Here is a 14,388-nt window from a genome sequence, read left to right as displayed (position 1 = left end):
TCCTTGTCGCTGAACGCGTCTAGCGACTGGCAGATAGAGGGCGGTGCGGCGGATGGAAAGCGGACTCAAACAGTGTCGGCGGGAAATTGCCGCAGCGCAGCAATGCTGGCTCGATCAATCAAATAGCGGTCTGGAGCTTTACTCTGCGGCAGCCTTGAGCTGAAATCCGTCACTGATCTGGTCGCTGGGCGCGATCGGATATTCGCCCGAGAAGCAGGCGTCGCAATATTGCGGGCTGCTATTGTCCCGGCCTTGGGCCTGCCCTACGGCGCGGTAGAGGCCGTCGAGCGAGATGAACTTGAGGCTGTCCACGCCCAGATGCTCGCGCATTTCCTCCTCGGACATGGTTGCGGCCAGCAGCTTTTCGCGCTGCGGGGTGTCGACGCCGTAGAAGCAGGGCCATGCGGTGGGCGGCGAGGCGATGCGGAAATGGACCTCCGCCGCGCCCGCGTCGAGGATCATTTCCTTGATCTTGCGGGACGTGGTGCCGCGCACCACGGAATCGTCGACGAGGATTACCCGCTTGCCCTTGATCAGCGCGCGATTGACGTTGAGCTTGAGGCGCACGCCCATGTTGCGGATCTGCTCTGTCGGCTCGATGAAGGTCCGGCCCATATACTGGTTGCGGATGATGCCCATGGCGTAGGGGATGCCGCTTTCCAGCGAGTAGCCGATGGCCGCAGGGGTGCCGCTGTCGGGCACGGGGCAAACGAGGTCGGCATCGACAGGCGCTTCTTTCGCCAGCTCGCGGCCGATATTCTCGCGGGTCTCGTAGACGGAGCGGCCACCGAGGATGCTGTCGGGGCGGGAGAAGTACACATGCTCGAAAATGCAGAACCGCGACTTGGCGGGGCGGAACGGGAAGTGGCTGGCGACGCCGTCCTTGGTGATGACGACCATCTCGCCCGGCTCGATTTCGCGGACGAATTCCGCGCCGATGATGTCGAGTGCGCAGGTCTCGGAAGACAGCGCCCAGCCGTCGCCGATCTTGCCCAGCACCAGCGGGCGCACGCCCAGCGGGTCGCGCAGACCGATCAGCTTGGTGCGGGTCATGGCGACCACGGAAAACGCGCCTTCGACCTTGCGCAGCGCCTCTTCCATGCGGTCGGGGATCGTGCGGCCCATGGAGCGGGCCATCAGGTGAATGATACATTCCGAATCGCTGGAGGACTGGAAGATCGAGCCACGCTCGACCAGTTCGCGGCGCAACGCCACGGCATTGGTGATGTTGCCGTTATGGGCAATCGCCGCGCCGCCCAGAGAGAAATCGCCATAGAAGGGCTGGACGTCGCGGATGGCGGTCTGGCCCTTGGAGCCGGCGGTCGAGTAGCGCACATGGCCGATGGCAAGCGCACCGGGCAGGGTTTCCATCACCTTATGGGAGGTGAAGTTGTCGCGCACATAGCCGAAACGGCGGGCCTGCTGGAACCCTGCCTCGGGGTCGTAGGACACGATGCCGCCCGCTTCCTGACCGCGATGCTGCAACGCATGCAGGCCAAGGGCCACGAAGCTTGACGCCTCGGCGGTGCCGATCACGCCGAAGACGCCGCATTCTTCCTTGAGTTTGTCGTCGTCGAACGGGTTGGCGAGCCAGGGCTCTGGACTTTGATCAAGGTCCGCTTGCGTCATGGGGGCAGCTCCGAATCCGCGGGTGTGGGTCGCGACAGGGATAAGGGGTTTGCCAAGGGAAGTCACGGGCGCTTTGCCCCGTTGCGAGCAGATGTGACCCGTGCCAAGATTTCGATATGTCACGCGTCATTCTCTTCAACAAGCCGCACGGGGTCCTGTCGCAATTCACCGACGGGCAGGCCCGCGCCACGTTGTCGGATTACATCGACGTGCCGGGTGTTTACGCCGCCGGGCGGCTTGACCGCGACAGCGAGGGGCTGTTGGTGCTGACCGATGACGGCAAGTTGCAGGCGCGGATTGCGCATCCGAAGTTCAAGGTGGCCAAGACTTATCTCGCGCAAGTCGAAGGTGTGCCGGACGGTGCGGCACTGGCCGCATTGCGCGACGGGGCGGTGCTGAAGGACGGGAAAACACGGCCTGCCAAGGCCGAACTGGTGGCCGAGCCGGACTGGCTCTGGCCGCGCGATCCGCCGGTGCGGGTGCGCCAGACCGTGCCCGACCGCTGGCTGCGCCTGACCATCACCGAAGGACGCAACCGGCAGGTGCGGCGCATGTGCGCCGCCGTGGGGCATCCCTGCCTGCGCCTGATCCGCGTGGCGGTGGGCGACTGGACGCTTGACGGGATCGACACGGGGGCATGGCGCGATGCGTGACGCTGCGGTGAAGCTGGCGCTGCTGCCGGTTCTGGCCGCACAGGGGTGGCGGGCGCGCAAATCCGCGCGGCTGCTGCCGGAGCCGGAAGGCCCGCGTGAAGGTGTCACGGGGGAGGGAGCGTTGCTACGGCTGCTCATCATCGGTGACAGTTCGGCTGCGGGCGTGGGCGTTGGCACGCAGGCGGACGCGATCTCCGGCAGGTTGGTGTCCGCGCTGGCGCAGACGCGGCGGGTGGATTGGCGGCTGAACGCGGTCAGTGGCGCGACCACCGCGCAGACGCTGCAAAGGCTGACGGCGGAAGAAACCGGCCCGTTCGACATGGCGGTGACCGCGCTTGGGGTCAACGACGTCACCAAAGGCGCGACGCTGCGCCGGTGGCTGGGCCACCAGCGGGAAATGTGCGACCGGCTGCGCGAGGATTTCGGCTGCGCCCATGTGTTCGTGTCTGGAATGCCGCCTATCGGCTCTTTTCCTTTGCTGCCTGATCCGCTTCGCTGGGTGCTGGCCGAACAGGGGCGTCGCTGGGACCGCGCCTTGATCGCGATGCTGGAGGATATGGAGGGTTGCCACCACGTCAAGGCGGCAGAAAGCCTGACGCCTGAGCAGATGTCGGAGGACGGGTTTCATCCCGGACCGCAAGTCTACAGGATGTGGGCAGAGGCGGTGCTAGAGGAAATGCGCCCCTATCTGTAGCCTACTTGGCCGCCAGCCGTGCGCGACGCGCCTCGCGGAAGGATAGAAGTCTGCGGCTTTTCTCGTCCCAGAGTTGCAGTCCGACGGTTTTCAGGCTTTCTCGGATCGTCAGGCGATTTGCCTCGGCCAGCTGCTCGTGATCTTTGAGCACCTCGGGCAGGCGGTAGAACGGGATGCGGGAATACAGGTGGTGGACATGGTGGATGCCGATATTGGCCGAAAACCACGCCAGAACCGGCGGCAGGATGTAGTGGGAGGAGCCGTGCAAGGCGGCCTCATGCACCTGCCAGTCCTCGCGGTGATCCCAATGCGTTTCCTCGAACTGGTGCTGCACGTAGAACAGCCAGACGCCCAGCACTGCGGCCATCATGGTCGACGGGATGAACACCAAGAGTAGCGGCATGATGCCGCCAAACCAGACGATCAGGCCTAGGGCAATGGCGATGCCGACATTGGTGCCCATGGCCGAGACCCAGTATTTCACCCCGGCGCGCATCGCGCCGACGGGCAGGCGCTGCTCAAGGAAAAAGACGAAGGCAGGGCCGATGAAGAACAGCGTCAGCGGGTTACGGTAGGCGCGGTATTTCAGGCGGCCGAACCAGTTGCGGGCCTCGTATTCGGCGACGGTCAGTGTGTCGATGTCACCGAAGCCACGGGCGTCCAGATTGCCCGCCGCGCCGTGATGGATCGCGTGGCTGCGCCGCCAGACGTCATAGGGCGTGATCGTCAGCACGCCCAAGGCGCGCCCGACCCAATCGCCAAATGTCGAATTGGAGAAGAAAGAGCCATGCCCGCAATCGTGCTGGATGCAGAAGATGCGTACCAGAAACAGCCCGTTCATCAGCGCTAGAGCCAAGGCCAGCCAGTAGCTGACCGACAGCATCGCCCACGCGGCGGCCCAAATGCCCAGAAACGGCAGAAGCGTCACTGCCAATTCGAACCCGGACCGGACAGGGTCGGGGTCACGATACTTGGCAAGATGCCGTATCCAGACCTTCGCAGGCGCGCCAGCAGGCAGGGTGAGCGCTTCCGGCGCGATGGGGTCTTGGAACATACTGCTACGTCCGTCTCTTTTGGGGCGGTTCCACGTAGCGATATAGCAACCGGGGGTTAACGCAAGTTTATTTGCAGAAATCGAACATTACGCGTCAGTTTGTCCTGTCGCGGTGCAATGGCTTATCAGGTCTTCATAGGTGCCCACGATCCAGCCCGGCGCGTCGGTCGGTATCACCTCATCCACCGAGCCCGACATTTGCGCCACCACCTTGGCCGTGCGCGAATCGTCGACCATCGGGATCGCCTGATCGGCCACCACGCGATCATAGATCACGAAGGCCACGATCACCAGCAACGCGCCGCGGGCGACCCCGAACAGGAAGCCAAGCCCTTGATCCACCCCGCCCAGCACCGAGCGCTGCACCGCCCCCGACAGGATCGGCGTAAAGATCGACATGATCACCAGCGCCACCGCAAAAACCAGCGCGAAGGCGGTGATGGTCGCAGGCTCGCAGCCTTCGATCAGGGTGTTGAGATAGGGAATTTCCTTAGCAAGTGGAACGGCTTGCGGGGCGAAGATATAGGCGACGATCGCTGCCGCGACCCAGCCGACGATAGACAGCGCCTCGCGCACCAACCCCCGCGAATAGGCGAGGATCGCCGAGATGACGATGACCCCGGCGGCGACGCCGTCAATAATCGTGAAACCTTCCATCTCGTCTCTTCTCCTAGGGCGCCGGATCGGTGCCGAATAGCTCCTGCACGAATGTTGCCAGATCGGGCATCGTGCGTAATGTCATGCCGTCGACCTTCGGCAGCTTCTTCTGCTGAGGCCCGATGGCGGAGGTAAAGCCCAGTTTGGACGCCTCTTTCAACCGGTTTTCCGCCTGCGTGACCTGCCTTAGCGCACCTGAGAGGCTGATTTCACCAAAAACCACCGATTCAGGCGGCAATGACACGTCCTCGCGGGCAGAAAGTAGCGCAGCGGCAACAGCCAGATCGGCGGCGGGTTCGTTGACGCGCATTCCGCCCGCGACGTTCAGATAGACATCCAGCCCCGCAAACGGCACCCCGCAGCGCGATTCCAGCACCGCGAGGATGGTTGCCAGACGCTGGCTGTCGAGCCCCACCACCGTGCGCCGGGCTTGCGGGTTGGGCGAGGGGGCAACCAGCGCCTGAATCTCGGTCAGCACAGGCCGCGAGCCTTCGATGCCCGAAAACACCACGGAGCCGGGCGCGGGCTTGTCGCGATCGCTCAGGAACAGCGCGGACGGGTTGGTGACCTCTGCTAGCCCCCGCCCCGTCATCTCGAACACGCCGATCTCGTCGGCGGGGCCAAAGCGGTTTTTGACCGCGCGCAGGATGCGGAACTGGTGCCCGCGCTCGCCCTCGAAATAGAGCACGGTGTCGACCATGTGCTCCACCACGCGCGGGCCAGCCAGCGCCCCTTCCTTGGTGACATGACCCACAAGGATCATCGCGGTGCCGGTGCGCTTGGCAAAACTCACCAATTCGTGGCTGGCAGCACGCACCTGAGACACCGAGCCGGGGGCACTGTCCACCTGATCGGACCACATGGTCTGGATGGAATCGATGATCACCAGCTTCGGGCGTTCCTTGTCCAGGGTCGTCAGGATGTCGCGCAGGTTGGTCTCGGAGGCCAGCCGAACGGGGCTTTCCGACAGTTTCAGCCGCGCGGCCCGCATCCGGATCTGCTCCGCCGATTCCTCGCCGGACACATAGATCACATGCATCCCGTTACGCGCGAACCGCGCCGCGGCTTGCAAAAGCAACGTGGACTTGCCGATGCCGGGGTCGCCGCCCACAAGGATGGCCGACGCCTCGACCAGCCCGCCACCCAGCACGCGGTCCAACTCCGCCACACCCGAGGGCGTGCGCGAAGGCGGGTCGTCCTTGGCGTTCAGGTCGGACAGGTCCAGCGTCTTGCCGCGCATCGCGCCAAGGGACTTCTTGCCGGGCCCGGAACTCAGCGGCGCTTCCTCGACGATGGAGTTCCATGCATTGCAAGCATCACATTGGCCCGCCCATTTGAAATGGGCCGCGCCGCATTCGGTGCATTTATGGGTCGGTTGCTTCGCCATGGCGGGGTTGTGGCTCAGGCGGCTGTGGCAGGCAAGCGGTAATGCGTCACTTGCGCGCGCTCAGGAAAGAGATGGTCAAAGAGGCCAGCACGCAGGCGGTAAACAGGTACAATCCCCATCCCGTTTCAACACGGCCCAGCCCCACGCCCTTCACCAAGACAATATAGAGGGCGATCAGAAAGATGTCCGCCATTGCCAGTTTTCCCATCACGTTAATCGCGGGCAACAAGCGCGGCGAGGCGAGGCGGAACTGGATCAGTGCCAGTCCGAGAGTCTTCAGCAAGGGCGCTACCAGTGCAAAGAACGTCACCACGAGCGCCAGAAACACGTCCTTCTCCCACAAAGCCTGAACACCGGTCAGCATCGAGATTTCGGATAAAGCGAAAAACGGCAGTAGCCCCGCTTTCAGCAAAGGGGCAACCCAGGCTATGGGAAACAGCACCAGCAGCGACAGATTGGCAATCTTCAAAAACATGTCGCCCTTGAACCCTGACGCCGCTAAAACCTCAAGACTTCTTTTTTCCGAAAATACCTCGGGGTTTGGGGCGGAGCCCCAATAAAGCATCACAGGCGCGCAGCGCTCCGTTGACCTGCCTGACCTTCAGCGTACAGCCTCAATTGGACCTTCCGCACTGCCGGAGATGAATTGCGCGACATAAGGATCGCCGGAATCGTCCATCTTGGCGACCGGCCCCGTCCACTGGATCACCCCGTCATGCAGCATCGCCACCTTGTCGGCGATAGCGCGCACCGAGGACATGTCGTGGGTGATGGTCATGGCGGTCGCGCCCATCTCTACCACGATTTCGCGGATCAACTCGTTGATGACGCCGGACATGATCGGGTCAAGGCCGGTGGTCGGTTCGTCAAAGAAAATGATCTCGGGCTCGGCGGCAATCGCCCGTGCCAGCCCGACGCGCTTTTGCATCCCCCCCGACAACTCGGCGGGGTAGCGGTCGGCGACCTCCTCCTTAAGCCCTACACGGCGCAGCTTCTCGACGGCGATGGCGCGGGCCTCCTCGGTGGGGCGCTTGAGCGAGCCGCGCAGCAGGCGGAACGCCACGTTTTGCCACACGGGCAGGCTGTCGAACAACGCGCCGCCTTGGAACAACATCCCGAAGCGGGCAAGAAAAGCGTCGTGGTCGCCCTCGGAGGCGTCCTTGCCATCGACAAAAATTGTGCCGCTGTCGGGCTTCACCAGCCCAAGCACCGATTTCAGCGCTACGGACTTACCGGTCCCGGAGCCGCCGATGATCACCATGCTCTCGCCCTTGGGAATATGCAGATTCACTCCGCGCAGGACGCGGTTGGAGCCGAAGGCTTTATGGACATTCTCAAAGCGGATCATGACGAGAAGAATATCCCCGTAAGCACAAAGTTGGCGGCAAGGATCAGCACGGCGGCAGCCTCGACCGAGCCTTTGGTGGCGCGGCCCACGCCCATCGCCCCGCGCCCGGAATTCATGCCATAGTAGCACCCCATCAGGGTTGCGATACCGCCGTTCACCGCGCCTTTTGCGAGCGACGAGATGATGTCGGAGGTCTCAAGGAAATCAGCCGTGTTCTGCAGATAGGTTGCGGAGTTGAAATCCAGCGTCCCGACCGCCACGGCCCAGCCGCCCATGATACCGATGATGTTGCCCACGGCGACCAGCATCGGCACCACGATGATGCCCGCCAGCACCCGAGGCACGGTGAGGTATTTCATCGGATGTGTAGAGAGCGTGACCAGCGCGTCCAGCTGCTCGGTCACCTTCATGGTGGCGATTTCGGCCGCGATGGAGGAGGTCACGCGGGCAGCGATCATCAGGCCGACCATGACGGGGCCAAGCTCCCGCACGATGCCGATGGCGACGATCTGGGGCACCACCGCCTCGGCGCTGAAACGTGCGCCGCCTGCGTAGATCTGCAACGCCAGTGCGCCGCCGGTAAACAAGGTCGTGAGGCCGATGACGGGCAGGGAGAAGTAGCCGACATTCATCAGTGCCGCGCCGAATTCCTTGATGTAGAACGGCGGGCGGATCATGTGGGCGAAGGTCTGGCCGGTGAAGATCGCCAGACGCCCCAACGCGGCCAGCGCCGACAGGGTCAACGCGCCGAGGGCTGCAATGGGCGACAACACGCGGCTCACGAATAGGACCGCTTGTAGCGCTGACCCAGCGAGGTCAGGATTTCATAGCCGATGGTGCTTGCCGCATTGGCCAACTGGTCGACGCTTTGATGCGGGCCGAGAATGCTCAGATGTTCCGGCACCTCGTCCAGATGGGTGACATCCACGGTAAGCAGGTCCATCGACACGCGGCCCGCCAGCGGGCAGGGGGTGTCGCCTGCGAACAGGCTGGCCTTGCCCGACATCGCGCGGATCAGACCGTCGGCATAGCCTGCCGAGACTGTGGCGATCACGCGGTCCGACTCGGCGATAAAGGCGTGGCCGTAGCCCACGGCCTCCCCCGCCTTGACGCGGCGCGTCTGCACCACGGGCAGGTCCAGTCGTGCCACCTGTTTGGCACCGCTGAAAGGCAGGCCGCCATAGAGGCCGATGCCCGGCCGGGTCATGTCGAAGTGGTATTCCGGCCCCAGCAGGATGCCGCCCGTCGCCGCCAGCGAGCGCGGGGCGAGGATGCCTGCGGTCATGTCGAGAAAGGCGCGAAGCTGGTCCTGATTGCCCTGATGCCCCGGCTCGTCCGCGCAAGCGAGATGTGACATGACCAGCGCGGCGTCCTGGCTCATTTCGGGCGACCAGTCATAGGCCTCGATCCCGAGGCGGTTCATGCCGGTGTCGATTTGCAGCCCGAACGGGTGGTCCGGCAGGTGGGTGCGGTGGCGGGCAACTTGTTCGGGCGAGTTCAGCAGCGGCACTGCACCAAGGTCCGAGAGCGCCTGCGCGTCGCCCTCCATATGGCCGGAAAAGACGTAGATCACCGGATCGGGGCCAAGACTGGCGCGAATGGCGGCGGCTTCCTCCGCAACAGCAACGAAGAACGTGCGCACCCCAGCATCCGCCAGCGCACGAGCCACGCGGCCCGCGCCCAGCCCGTAGCCGTCCGCCTTGACGACCGCACCGGTTGCGGTCGCGGACTGGCGGTCCAGCGCCCGCCAGTTTTCCACCAGCGCGTTCAAGTCGATATGGAGCGTTCCAGTTGCCATATGCCGTGGGTGAGACATGGGCGCGGGGAGGTCAAGGGCTTTTGCTGGCCCAAGACCCGCGCAGCCCTATTCCGCCGCGCTCAGCCTGTTCGGTTTCGGTGCGTCTTTGTCGTCTTCTTCGTCGGTTTTCGGGGCAAGCGCCTCCAGCTTTTGCGCGGCGGAGGCGAGCTTGGCCTTGGCGGTTTCCACGGTTTTTTGCGCATTGCTAAGGACATCCGCCGGGGTTGGCTCGGCCAGATCAGCGGGATCGGACCACAAGATTAGCGGATCGCGCACTTTGCGGGCGCTTTTGCTCAGCGCGAGGTCGCGGGCGGTTTGCGAGCCACGGCCGCCAAGGGCGCGCAGCTGTTGCAACGATGCGTAGGCGCCGAGCGATATCCAGACCCTGAGCGCCAGCATGGCCGGTGTCAGCACCAGCGTCAGCACCGTTGCCACGCCAAGGCCGAAAACGACAGCGGTCGCGAGCTGTTTCCACCACAACGACGTTGGGCTGTTGATGGAATAGCCGCCGCCGAAGAAATCAAGGCTCAGGCCGAACATCATCGGAGCCAGACCTGCCATCGTGGTGATCGTGGTCAGCAGCACTGGGCGGATACGCGCCTCGGCGGTGCGGGTGATCGCCTCCAGACGGGGCATGTAGCGGGAATATTCCTGATAGGTGTCGATCAGCACGATGTTGTTGTTCACCACAATCCCCGCGAGCGCGACGACCCCCGTGCCGGTCATGATGATGGAGAACGCCTGATCCATGACCAGCATCCCGATCAGTACGCCTGTGGTCGACAGCACCACCGCGAGCAGCACCAGCACCGAGTTGTAGAACGAGTTGAACTGCGCCAGCAGGATCACGAACATCAGCCCAAGGGCCGCAAGGAAGGCCGAGGACAGGAATGCCTGACTCTCTGCCTCCTCCTCGGTGTCGCCGGCCCACTCGAACGTGACGGAGTCGGGGAGGGGCGTGTCAGTTTCGAGCCAATTGGTCAGATAGGCGATGCGCTCGTTGGGGTTGATGATGGTGCCGTCCTCGTTTTTCAGGTCCGGAGCCACGTCGGCTTTCACATCAAAGTAGCGCTTTTGGTCGACGCGGTCGATCTGGCCCAGCTTGGCGACCGGCTTGCGGGTGATGAAGTTGGACAGCGGGATCAGTCCGTCCGGCGTGCGCACCTTGAGGTTGTCCAGTGTGGACAGCACACGGCTTTCTTCGGGAAGGCGGACGCGGATTTCAATTTCCTCGTCGGAGCTGTCGACCCGCATGGTGTCCAGCAGCAGGCCGCGGGTGACCAGTTGCACCATTGCGCCGACCGTCGCGACGTCGGCCTTGAAGCGACCGGCGGCCTCCACATCGACGTCGATCTGCCAGTCGATGCCGGGCAGGGGCAGGGTGTCCTCAATGGTAATCAGACCCTCGGTCTGCTCGAACTTCGCGCGCGCGATGCGGGTCGCCTCCTTGAGGTCGTCCCAGTTGTCGCCCTTCAGGCGCAGGTTCACCGGCTTGCCGCCAGCGGGGCCGCGATCCTGACTGAGGATTTCCGTGTAGATGCCCGGAATGGCGTCCATCTTGGCTTGCATCTCGTCGAGGATTTCAACGTCATCACGGCGCTGGCCCCATTCGGCCAGCTCGATCTGGATTTGTCCGATCGTGTCCAGCGGGCCGGTGGCCCCGCCCGTGTTGGTGTTCAAGCCGCCTTCGCCCGCAAAAGCGAAGATCGACTCGATCCCGTCGACGGAGGCGATCTGTGTTTCGACCTGCCGGACAAGCTCGTCCTTTTCTTGCAGGCTGAGGTTGCCGCGGGCGCGAACGTAAACGATGGCCTGCTCGGTCTCGGATTCGACGAAGAACTCGACGCCATTATTGTTGGCCGAGAAGGTGATGAAGGTCATCACCACGAAGGCACCCACCGCGCCGATGGCGACCAGCGGCATGACCGGATTGCCCGCGATGAATCTGGTGAAGTGGCCAAACGGCGTGCGGCGGTAGCCTGCGTTGATCCGCTTGAGGCGGCGGGGGCGGGATACTGCCCCCATGGTCGCGGATGCGAACATCGCCATCAGCGCGAAGAACACGCCGCCGAAAACCATCACCCCAAGCCCGCCTTGTCCGCGCGCGACCGGCAGCAGGTAGCCGGGGTTCAAAATCTGCATGGCGGCGGTGAACAGGCCGACAATGGCCACTGCCACCAGCACCAGTCGGATGGCGATGTGGAAGCCGCGCAAGAAGGTCGAGGCACGGTTTATCATCCGCGAGATGCGGCCCGACACGCCGCCCATCACCGGCAGGTAGATCAGCGCCACGATCAGCGAGGCCATCAGCACGAAGATCAGGGTGACGGGCAACATGCCCATGAACTCCCCCGGGACGCCCGGCCAGAACAGCATCGGCAGGAAGGCGCAAAGCGTTGTCGCAGTGGAGGACACGATGGGCCAGAACATGCGTTTGGCGGCGTCGGTATAGGCCTCCATCGGGCCCGCGCCCTCGTTGATGCGCTTGTCGGCGTATTCCACGACGACGATAGCGCCATCGACCAGCATCCCCACGGCCAGGATCAGTCCGAACATCACGATGTTGGAGATCGAGATGCCCATGATGCCCAAGAGGATAAAGCACAGCAGGAACGATGTCGGAATCGCGAAGCCGACCAGTAACGCGGAGCGGGTGCCGAGCGAGGCCAGCACCACGATCATCACCAGCGCGATGGCGGTCAGCACGGAGCCTTCAAGCTGCTGGACCATGTTGCCCACGGTCTTGGACTGGTCGAGCGTGACGTCCACGCGGATGGCCTCTTGCAGCTCCTGCGGCCATTTCGCTTGAGTTTCGGCCACGGTGTCGCGCACCAACTGGGCCGTGTCGATGATGTTGTAGCCCTTCCGCTTGACCACTTGCAGCGCCACGGTCTCGTTGCCGTTGAAGCGGGCGGTGCCGGTGCGGTCCTCGAAGGTCAGGCGAATATCGGCCAGCTCTCCCAATGTGACCACGCGGTCGCCGTTGACCTTGATCGGCAGTTCGAACACGTCCAGCGGCTCGTCGAAGGAGGCGGGGATCTTGACCGAAAACGCGCCTTGGTCGGTTTCCACCTCGCCCGCCGCGATCAGCAGGTTGTTGTTGGTGACGACGTTGATCAACTCGCCCGCCGAGACGTTGTAGGCCTCCAGCGCCAGCGGGTCGATGATGACCTCCAGCATTTCGTCGCGGTGACCGGCAAGGCCCGCTTCCAGAATGGGCGGCATGGCCTCGATGGTGTCTTGCAGGTTCTTGGCGACGCGCAGCAGGGTGCGTTCGGGCAGGTCGCCGGACAGCGATATGATGATGATGGGAAACTCGGAGAAGTTGATCTCGATCAGGTTATACTGCTCCGCGCCCTCGGGAAATTCTGCCTGCGCCTGCCCCATCTTGTCGCGCACATCGGCAAGGATCTTGGTCTTGTCCCAGCCGAATTCGAACTCCATCGCCACGCCTGCGTAGTTTTCGGCAGCGGTGCCGGACAGGGTTTTCAGCCCGTCGAGGTCTTGCAGCTTGGCCTCCATCACCTTGACCAGCAGCTTTTCGCTGTCCTCGGCGGAGATACCGGGGAAGGGGACGGAGACGAAGAGGGCGGGGATCTCGATGTCCGGCTCGCCTTCTTTTGGCAGGCCGGTATAGGCGAAGGCTCCGATCACCACCGACATCACGATGAAGGCGATGATCATGCGGGCGCGTTGGCCCGCCCAGTCGACGATACCTGTCATGACTTGCCCTCGGAGTAGGTCACGTTGATCGCAACCCCGTCGGTGACATATTCCTGACCGACGATAATGATCGCCGCCTGTTCGGGCAACCCGGTCACCCAAATGCCGTTGGTGGTGTCGCGTAGGATCGTCACAGGAGTGAAGGCTGCCTTGTCGTCAGCGGCGAGTTGGACGCCAAGTGCGCCTTCATCGTTAAGCGTCAACGCGGAGGCCGGGACAAGATGCGCTTTCTGGCCCTCGGCCCCGATGATGATTTCGGCGGTTTGTCCGTCACGCAGGGCAAGGTCATTGTTGTTGACGGTGATTTCCACGCGGAACGTGCGGGTTTCCGGATCGGATGAGCGGGAGATGAACGTCACCTTGCCCTCAACGGTCTGGCCGGCGGTGGTCCGCCCGCCCGCGCGGGCGCCAAGTTCTACCTTGGCGACGTCGGTTTCGGGCACGAAGGACACCAGTTTGATGGGGTTGAGCTGGATCACGGTCGCACAGAGCCCGCCGGGCTGCATCAGGGCACCCAGTTCGGCGGTATCGGTTTCAAGAAGGCCCGCGAAGGGGGCCTTGATCTGGAGACGGCCGATTTCGTTCCGCGCGGCTGCAATCGCGGCCTCCGCCGCTAAAATCCCCGCACGGGCGCTTTCGACGCCTGCGCGCGCGGTCTCCACTGCGGCCAGAGCGGATTGCACGGCGGCTTGCGTCCCTGCGACCCGCACCTCGGAGGCGAAGCCGCCCTCGGACAGTTGCTTGGCGGCATTGTCGTTGATTTGCGCTTCTTTCAGGCGGGCTTCGGCCTCCAGCACGCGGCCTTCGGCTTCGGGCAGGCGGGCTTTCGCCTCGGGGAGGCGAGCTTCGGCTTCCCTCAGCGCGGTTTCCCGCGTGCCCGGCGCAATCTCGCACAGGAGTTGACCGGCCTCGACCGAGGAGCCTTTGCGCAAAGGCTCCGACTTAACCAGACCGGAGGTTTCAGCGCGCACGTCCACCTGACGGGCGGCTTCCGTGCGGCCGCGCAACACCACAGCGTTATCAACGCCTTGCGCCGTAGATTTGAGGGCGACGACAGACACCACGCGGGCACCGTCCTCGGTTTCGGCTTCACTCGTCTCTGACGTGTCGGGATCGGTGTCTTGGACGGCAACGGGTTCCTCGCCATTGGAAGCGAAAGACAGCAGCCCGTCGCGCTCGAACACGATCAGGTAGAGAGCGAGGGTCACCAATACGGCGGTGACGATCGAGAAGAAGCGCATTATAATATTCCCTGAGCCGAACGCGGCCTTATATGATTGGTCGGTACTTAACATACGCTAAACCGACCAGTTCAGATTATATTTTTGTCCCTTTCGCCGCAAGAGGCGGATATTCGCGTTTATGCGCAGCGGGTGTGCATTCCAATAACCTGCGGTCTGATGGGCACTGAATTGCGCGTTTTTAGCCGCGCGCCTTTGCCCTTG

At 63.4% G+C, this 14,388-nt stretch carries 12 protein-coding genes; 2 read left to right on the top strand and 10 right to left on the bottom strand.

The annotated features are described in order from the left end of the window. Positions 1–138: 138 nt before the first annotated feature. Positions 139–1,629 (bottom strand): amidophosphoribosyltransferase, encoded by a 1,491-nt coding sequence (gene purF / locus THALAR_RS06150; RefSeq protein ID WP_021100635.1) that lies wholly within the window; start codon positions 1,627–1,629, stop codon positions 139–141. A 116-nt stretch (positions 1,630–1,745) separates the two neighbouring features. On the opposite strand from purF, the gene THALAR_RS06145 reads away from it, so the two are divergent. Then, positions 1,746–2,282, top strand: coding sequence for a pseudouridine synthase (locus tag THALAR_RS06145; RefSeq protein WP_021100634.1), 537 nt, complete (start codon positions 1,746–1,748; stop codon positions 2,280–2,282). After that, entirely contained in the window at positions 2,275–2,976 is a 702-nt protein-coding gene (locus tag THALAR_RS06140) for an SGNH/GDSL hydrolase family protein (RefSeq protein ID WP_021100633.1), read from the top strand. The genes THALAR_RS06145 and THALAR_RS06140 overlap by 8 nt, the downstream gene beginning before the upstream one ends. Position 2,977: 1 nt before the next feature. Here THALAR_RS06140 and THALAR_RS06135 read toward each other — a convergent pair whose 3' ends face one another. From THALAR_RS06135 to THALAR_RS06095, 9 genes are all read right to left on the bottom strand, one after another. Next, positions 2,978–4,030, bottom strand: coding sequence for a fatty acid desaturase (locus THALAR_RS06135; RefSeq protein WP_021100632.1), 1,053 nt, complete (start codon positions 4,028–4,030; stop codon positions 2,978–2,980). A gap of 87 nt (positions 4,031–4,117) precedes the next feature. After that, complete coding sequence (locus THALAR_RS06130; protein WP_021100631.1) at positions 4,118–4,687, bottom strand: CvpA family protein; 570 nt, start codon at positions 4,685–4,687, stop codon at positions 4,118–4,120. A gap of 13 nt (positions 4,688–4,700) precedes the next feature. Then, the gene (radA, locus tag THALAR_RS06125; protein WP_021100630.1) at positions 4,701–6,074 is read right to left on the bottom strand and encodes a DNA repair protein RadA; all 1,374 of its coding nucleotides are present in this window, start codon (positions 6,072–6,074) and stop codon (positions 4,701–4,703) included. A gap of 46 nt (positions 6,075–6,120) precedes the next feature. Next, on the bottom strand, positions 6,121–6,549 hold the full coding sequence (locus tag THALAR_RS06120; protein ID WP_040817821.1) for a paraquat-inducible protein A: 429 nt from the start codon (positions 6,547–6,549) through the stop codon (positions 6,121–6,123). A 126-nt stretch (positions 6,550–6,675) separates the two neighbouring features. Then, positions 6,676–7,422 carry an ABC transporter ATP-binding protein gene (locus THALAR_RS06115; RefSeq protein ID WP_021100628.1) on the bottom strand — a complete coding sequence of 249 codons (747 nt, stop codon included), beginning with the start codon at positions 7,420–7,422 and terminating at the stop codon, positions 6,676–6,678. After that, positions 7,419–8,192 carry an MlaE family ABC transporter permease gene (locus THALAR_RS06110; RefSeq protein WP_040817819.1) on the bottom strand — a complete coding sequence of 258 codons (774 nt, stop codon included), beginning with the start codon at positions 8,190–8,192 and terminating at the stop codon, positions 7,419–7,421. Before THALAR_RS06110 ends, THALAR_RS06115 begins: the two co-directional genes overlap by 4 nt. Positions 8,193–8,200: 8 nt before the next feature. Further along, positions 8,201–9,220, bottom strand: coding sequence for an alanine racemase (alr, locus tag THALAR_RS06105; RefSeq protein WP_021100626.1), 1,020 nt, complete (start codon positions 9,218–9,220; stop codon positions 8,201–8,203). A 66-nt stretch (positions 9,221–9,286) separates the two neighbouring features. Beyond that, the gene (locus THALAR_RS06100; RefSeq protein ID WP_021100625.1) at positions 9,287–12,943 is read right to left on the bottom strand and encodes an efflux RND transporter permease subunit; all 3,657 of its coding nucleotides are present in this window, start codon (positions 12,941–12,943) and stop codon (positions 9,287–9,289) included. Beyond that, entirely contained in the window at positions 12,940–14,184 is a 1,245-nt protein-coding gene (locus THALAR_RS06095) for an efflux RND transporter periplasmic adaptor subunit (RefSeq protein WP_021100624.1), read from the bottom strand. The genes THALAR_RS06100 and THALAR_RS06095 overlap by 4 nt, the downstream gene beginning before the upstream one ends. Positions 14,185–14,388: the final 204 nt, after the last annotated feature.

The sequence above is a fragment of the Litoreibacter arenae DSM 19593 genome, from assembly GCF_000442275.2.
In the GTDB taxonomy this organism is placed as follows: domain Bacteria; phylum Pseudomonadota; class Alphaproteobacteria; order Rhodobacterales; family Rhodobacteraceae; genus Litoreibacter; species Litoreibacter arenae.
The sequence above is the reverse complement of the archived record's forward strand: the minus strand, read 5'-3'. Positions and strand labels throughout refer to the sequence as shown.

What these genes read in the sequence shown, in the direction of transcription:
- purF (WP_021100635.1), bottom strand. Translation starts at nt 1,629, where the DNA reads ATGACGCAAGCGGACCTTGATCAAAGTCCAGAGCCCTGGCTCGCCAAC.
- THALAR_RS06145 (WP_021100634.1), top strand. Translation starts at nt 1,746, where the DNA reads ATGTCACGCGTCATTCTCTTCAACAAGCCGCACGGGGTCCTGTCGCAA.
- THALAR_RS06140 (WP_021100633.1), top strand. Translation starts at nt 2,275, where the DNA reads ATGCGTGACGCTGCGGTGAAGCTGGCGCTGCTGCCGGTTCTGGCCGCA.
- THALAR_RS06135 (WP_021100632.1), bottom strand. Translation starts at nt 4,030, where the DNA reads ATGTTCCAAGACCCCATCGCGCCGGAAGCGCTCACCCTGCCTGCTGGC.
- THALAR_RS06130 (WP_021100631.1), bottom strand. Translation starts at nt 4,687, where the DNA reads ATGGAAGGTTTCACGATTATTGACGGCGTCGCCGCCGGGGTCATCGTC.
- radA (WP_021100630.1), bottom strand. Translation starts at nt 6,074, where the DNA reads ATGGCGAAGCAACCGACCCATAAATGCACCGAATGCGGCGCGGCCCAT.
- THALAR_RS06120 (WP_040817821.1), bottom strand. Translation starts at nt 6,549, where the DNA reads ATGTTTTTGAAGATTGCCAATCTGTCGCTGCTGGTGCTGTTTCCCATA.
- THALAR_RS06115 (WP_021100628.1), bottom strand. Translation starts at nt 7,422, where the DNA reads ATGATCCGCTTTGAGAATGTCCATAAAGCCTTCGGCTCCAACCGCGTC.
- alr (WP_021100626.1), bottom strand. Translation starts at nt 9,220, where the DNA reads ATGGCAACTGGAACGCTCCATATCGACTTGAACGCGCTGGTGGAAAAC.
- THALAR_RS06100 (WP_021100625.1), bottom strand. Translation starts at nt 12,943, where the DNA reads ATGACAGGTATCGTCGACTGGGCGGGCCAACGCGCCCGCATGATCATC.
- THALAR_RS06095 (WP_021100624.1), bottom strand. Translation starts at nt 14,184, where the DNA reads ATGCGCTTCTTCTCGATCGTCACCGCCGTATTGGTGACCCTCGCTCTC.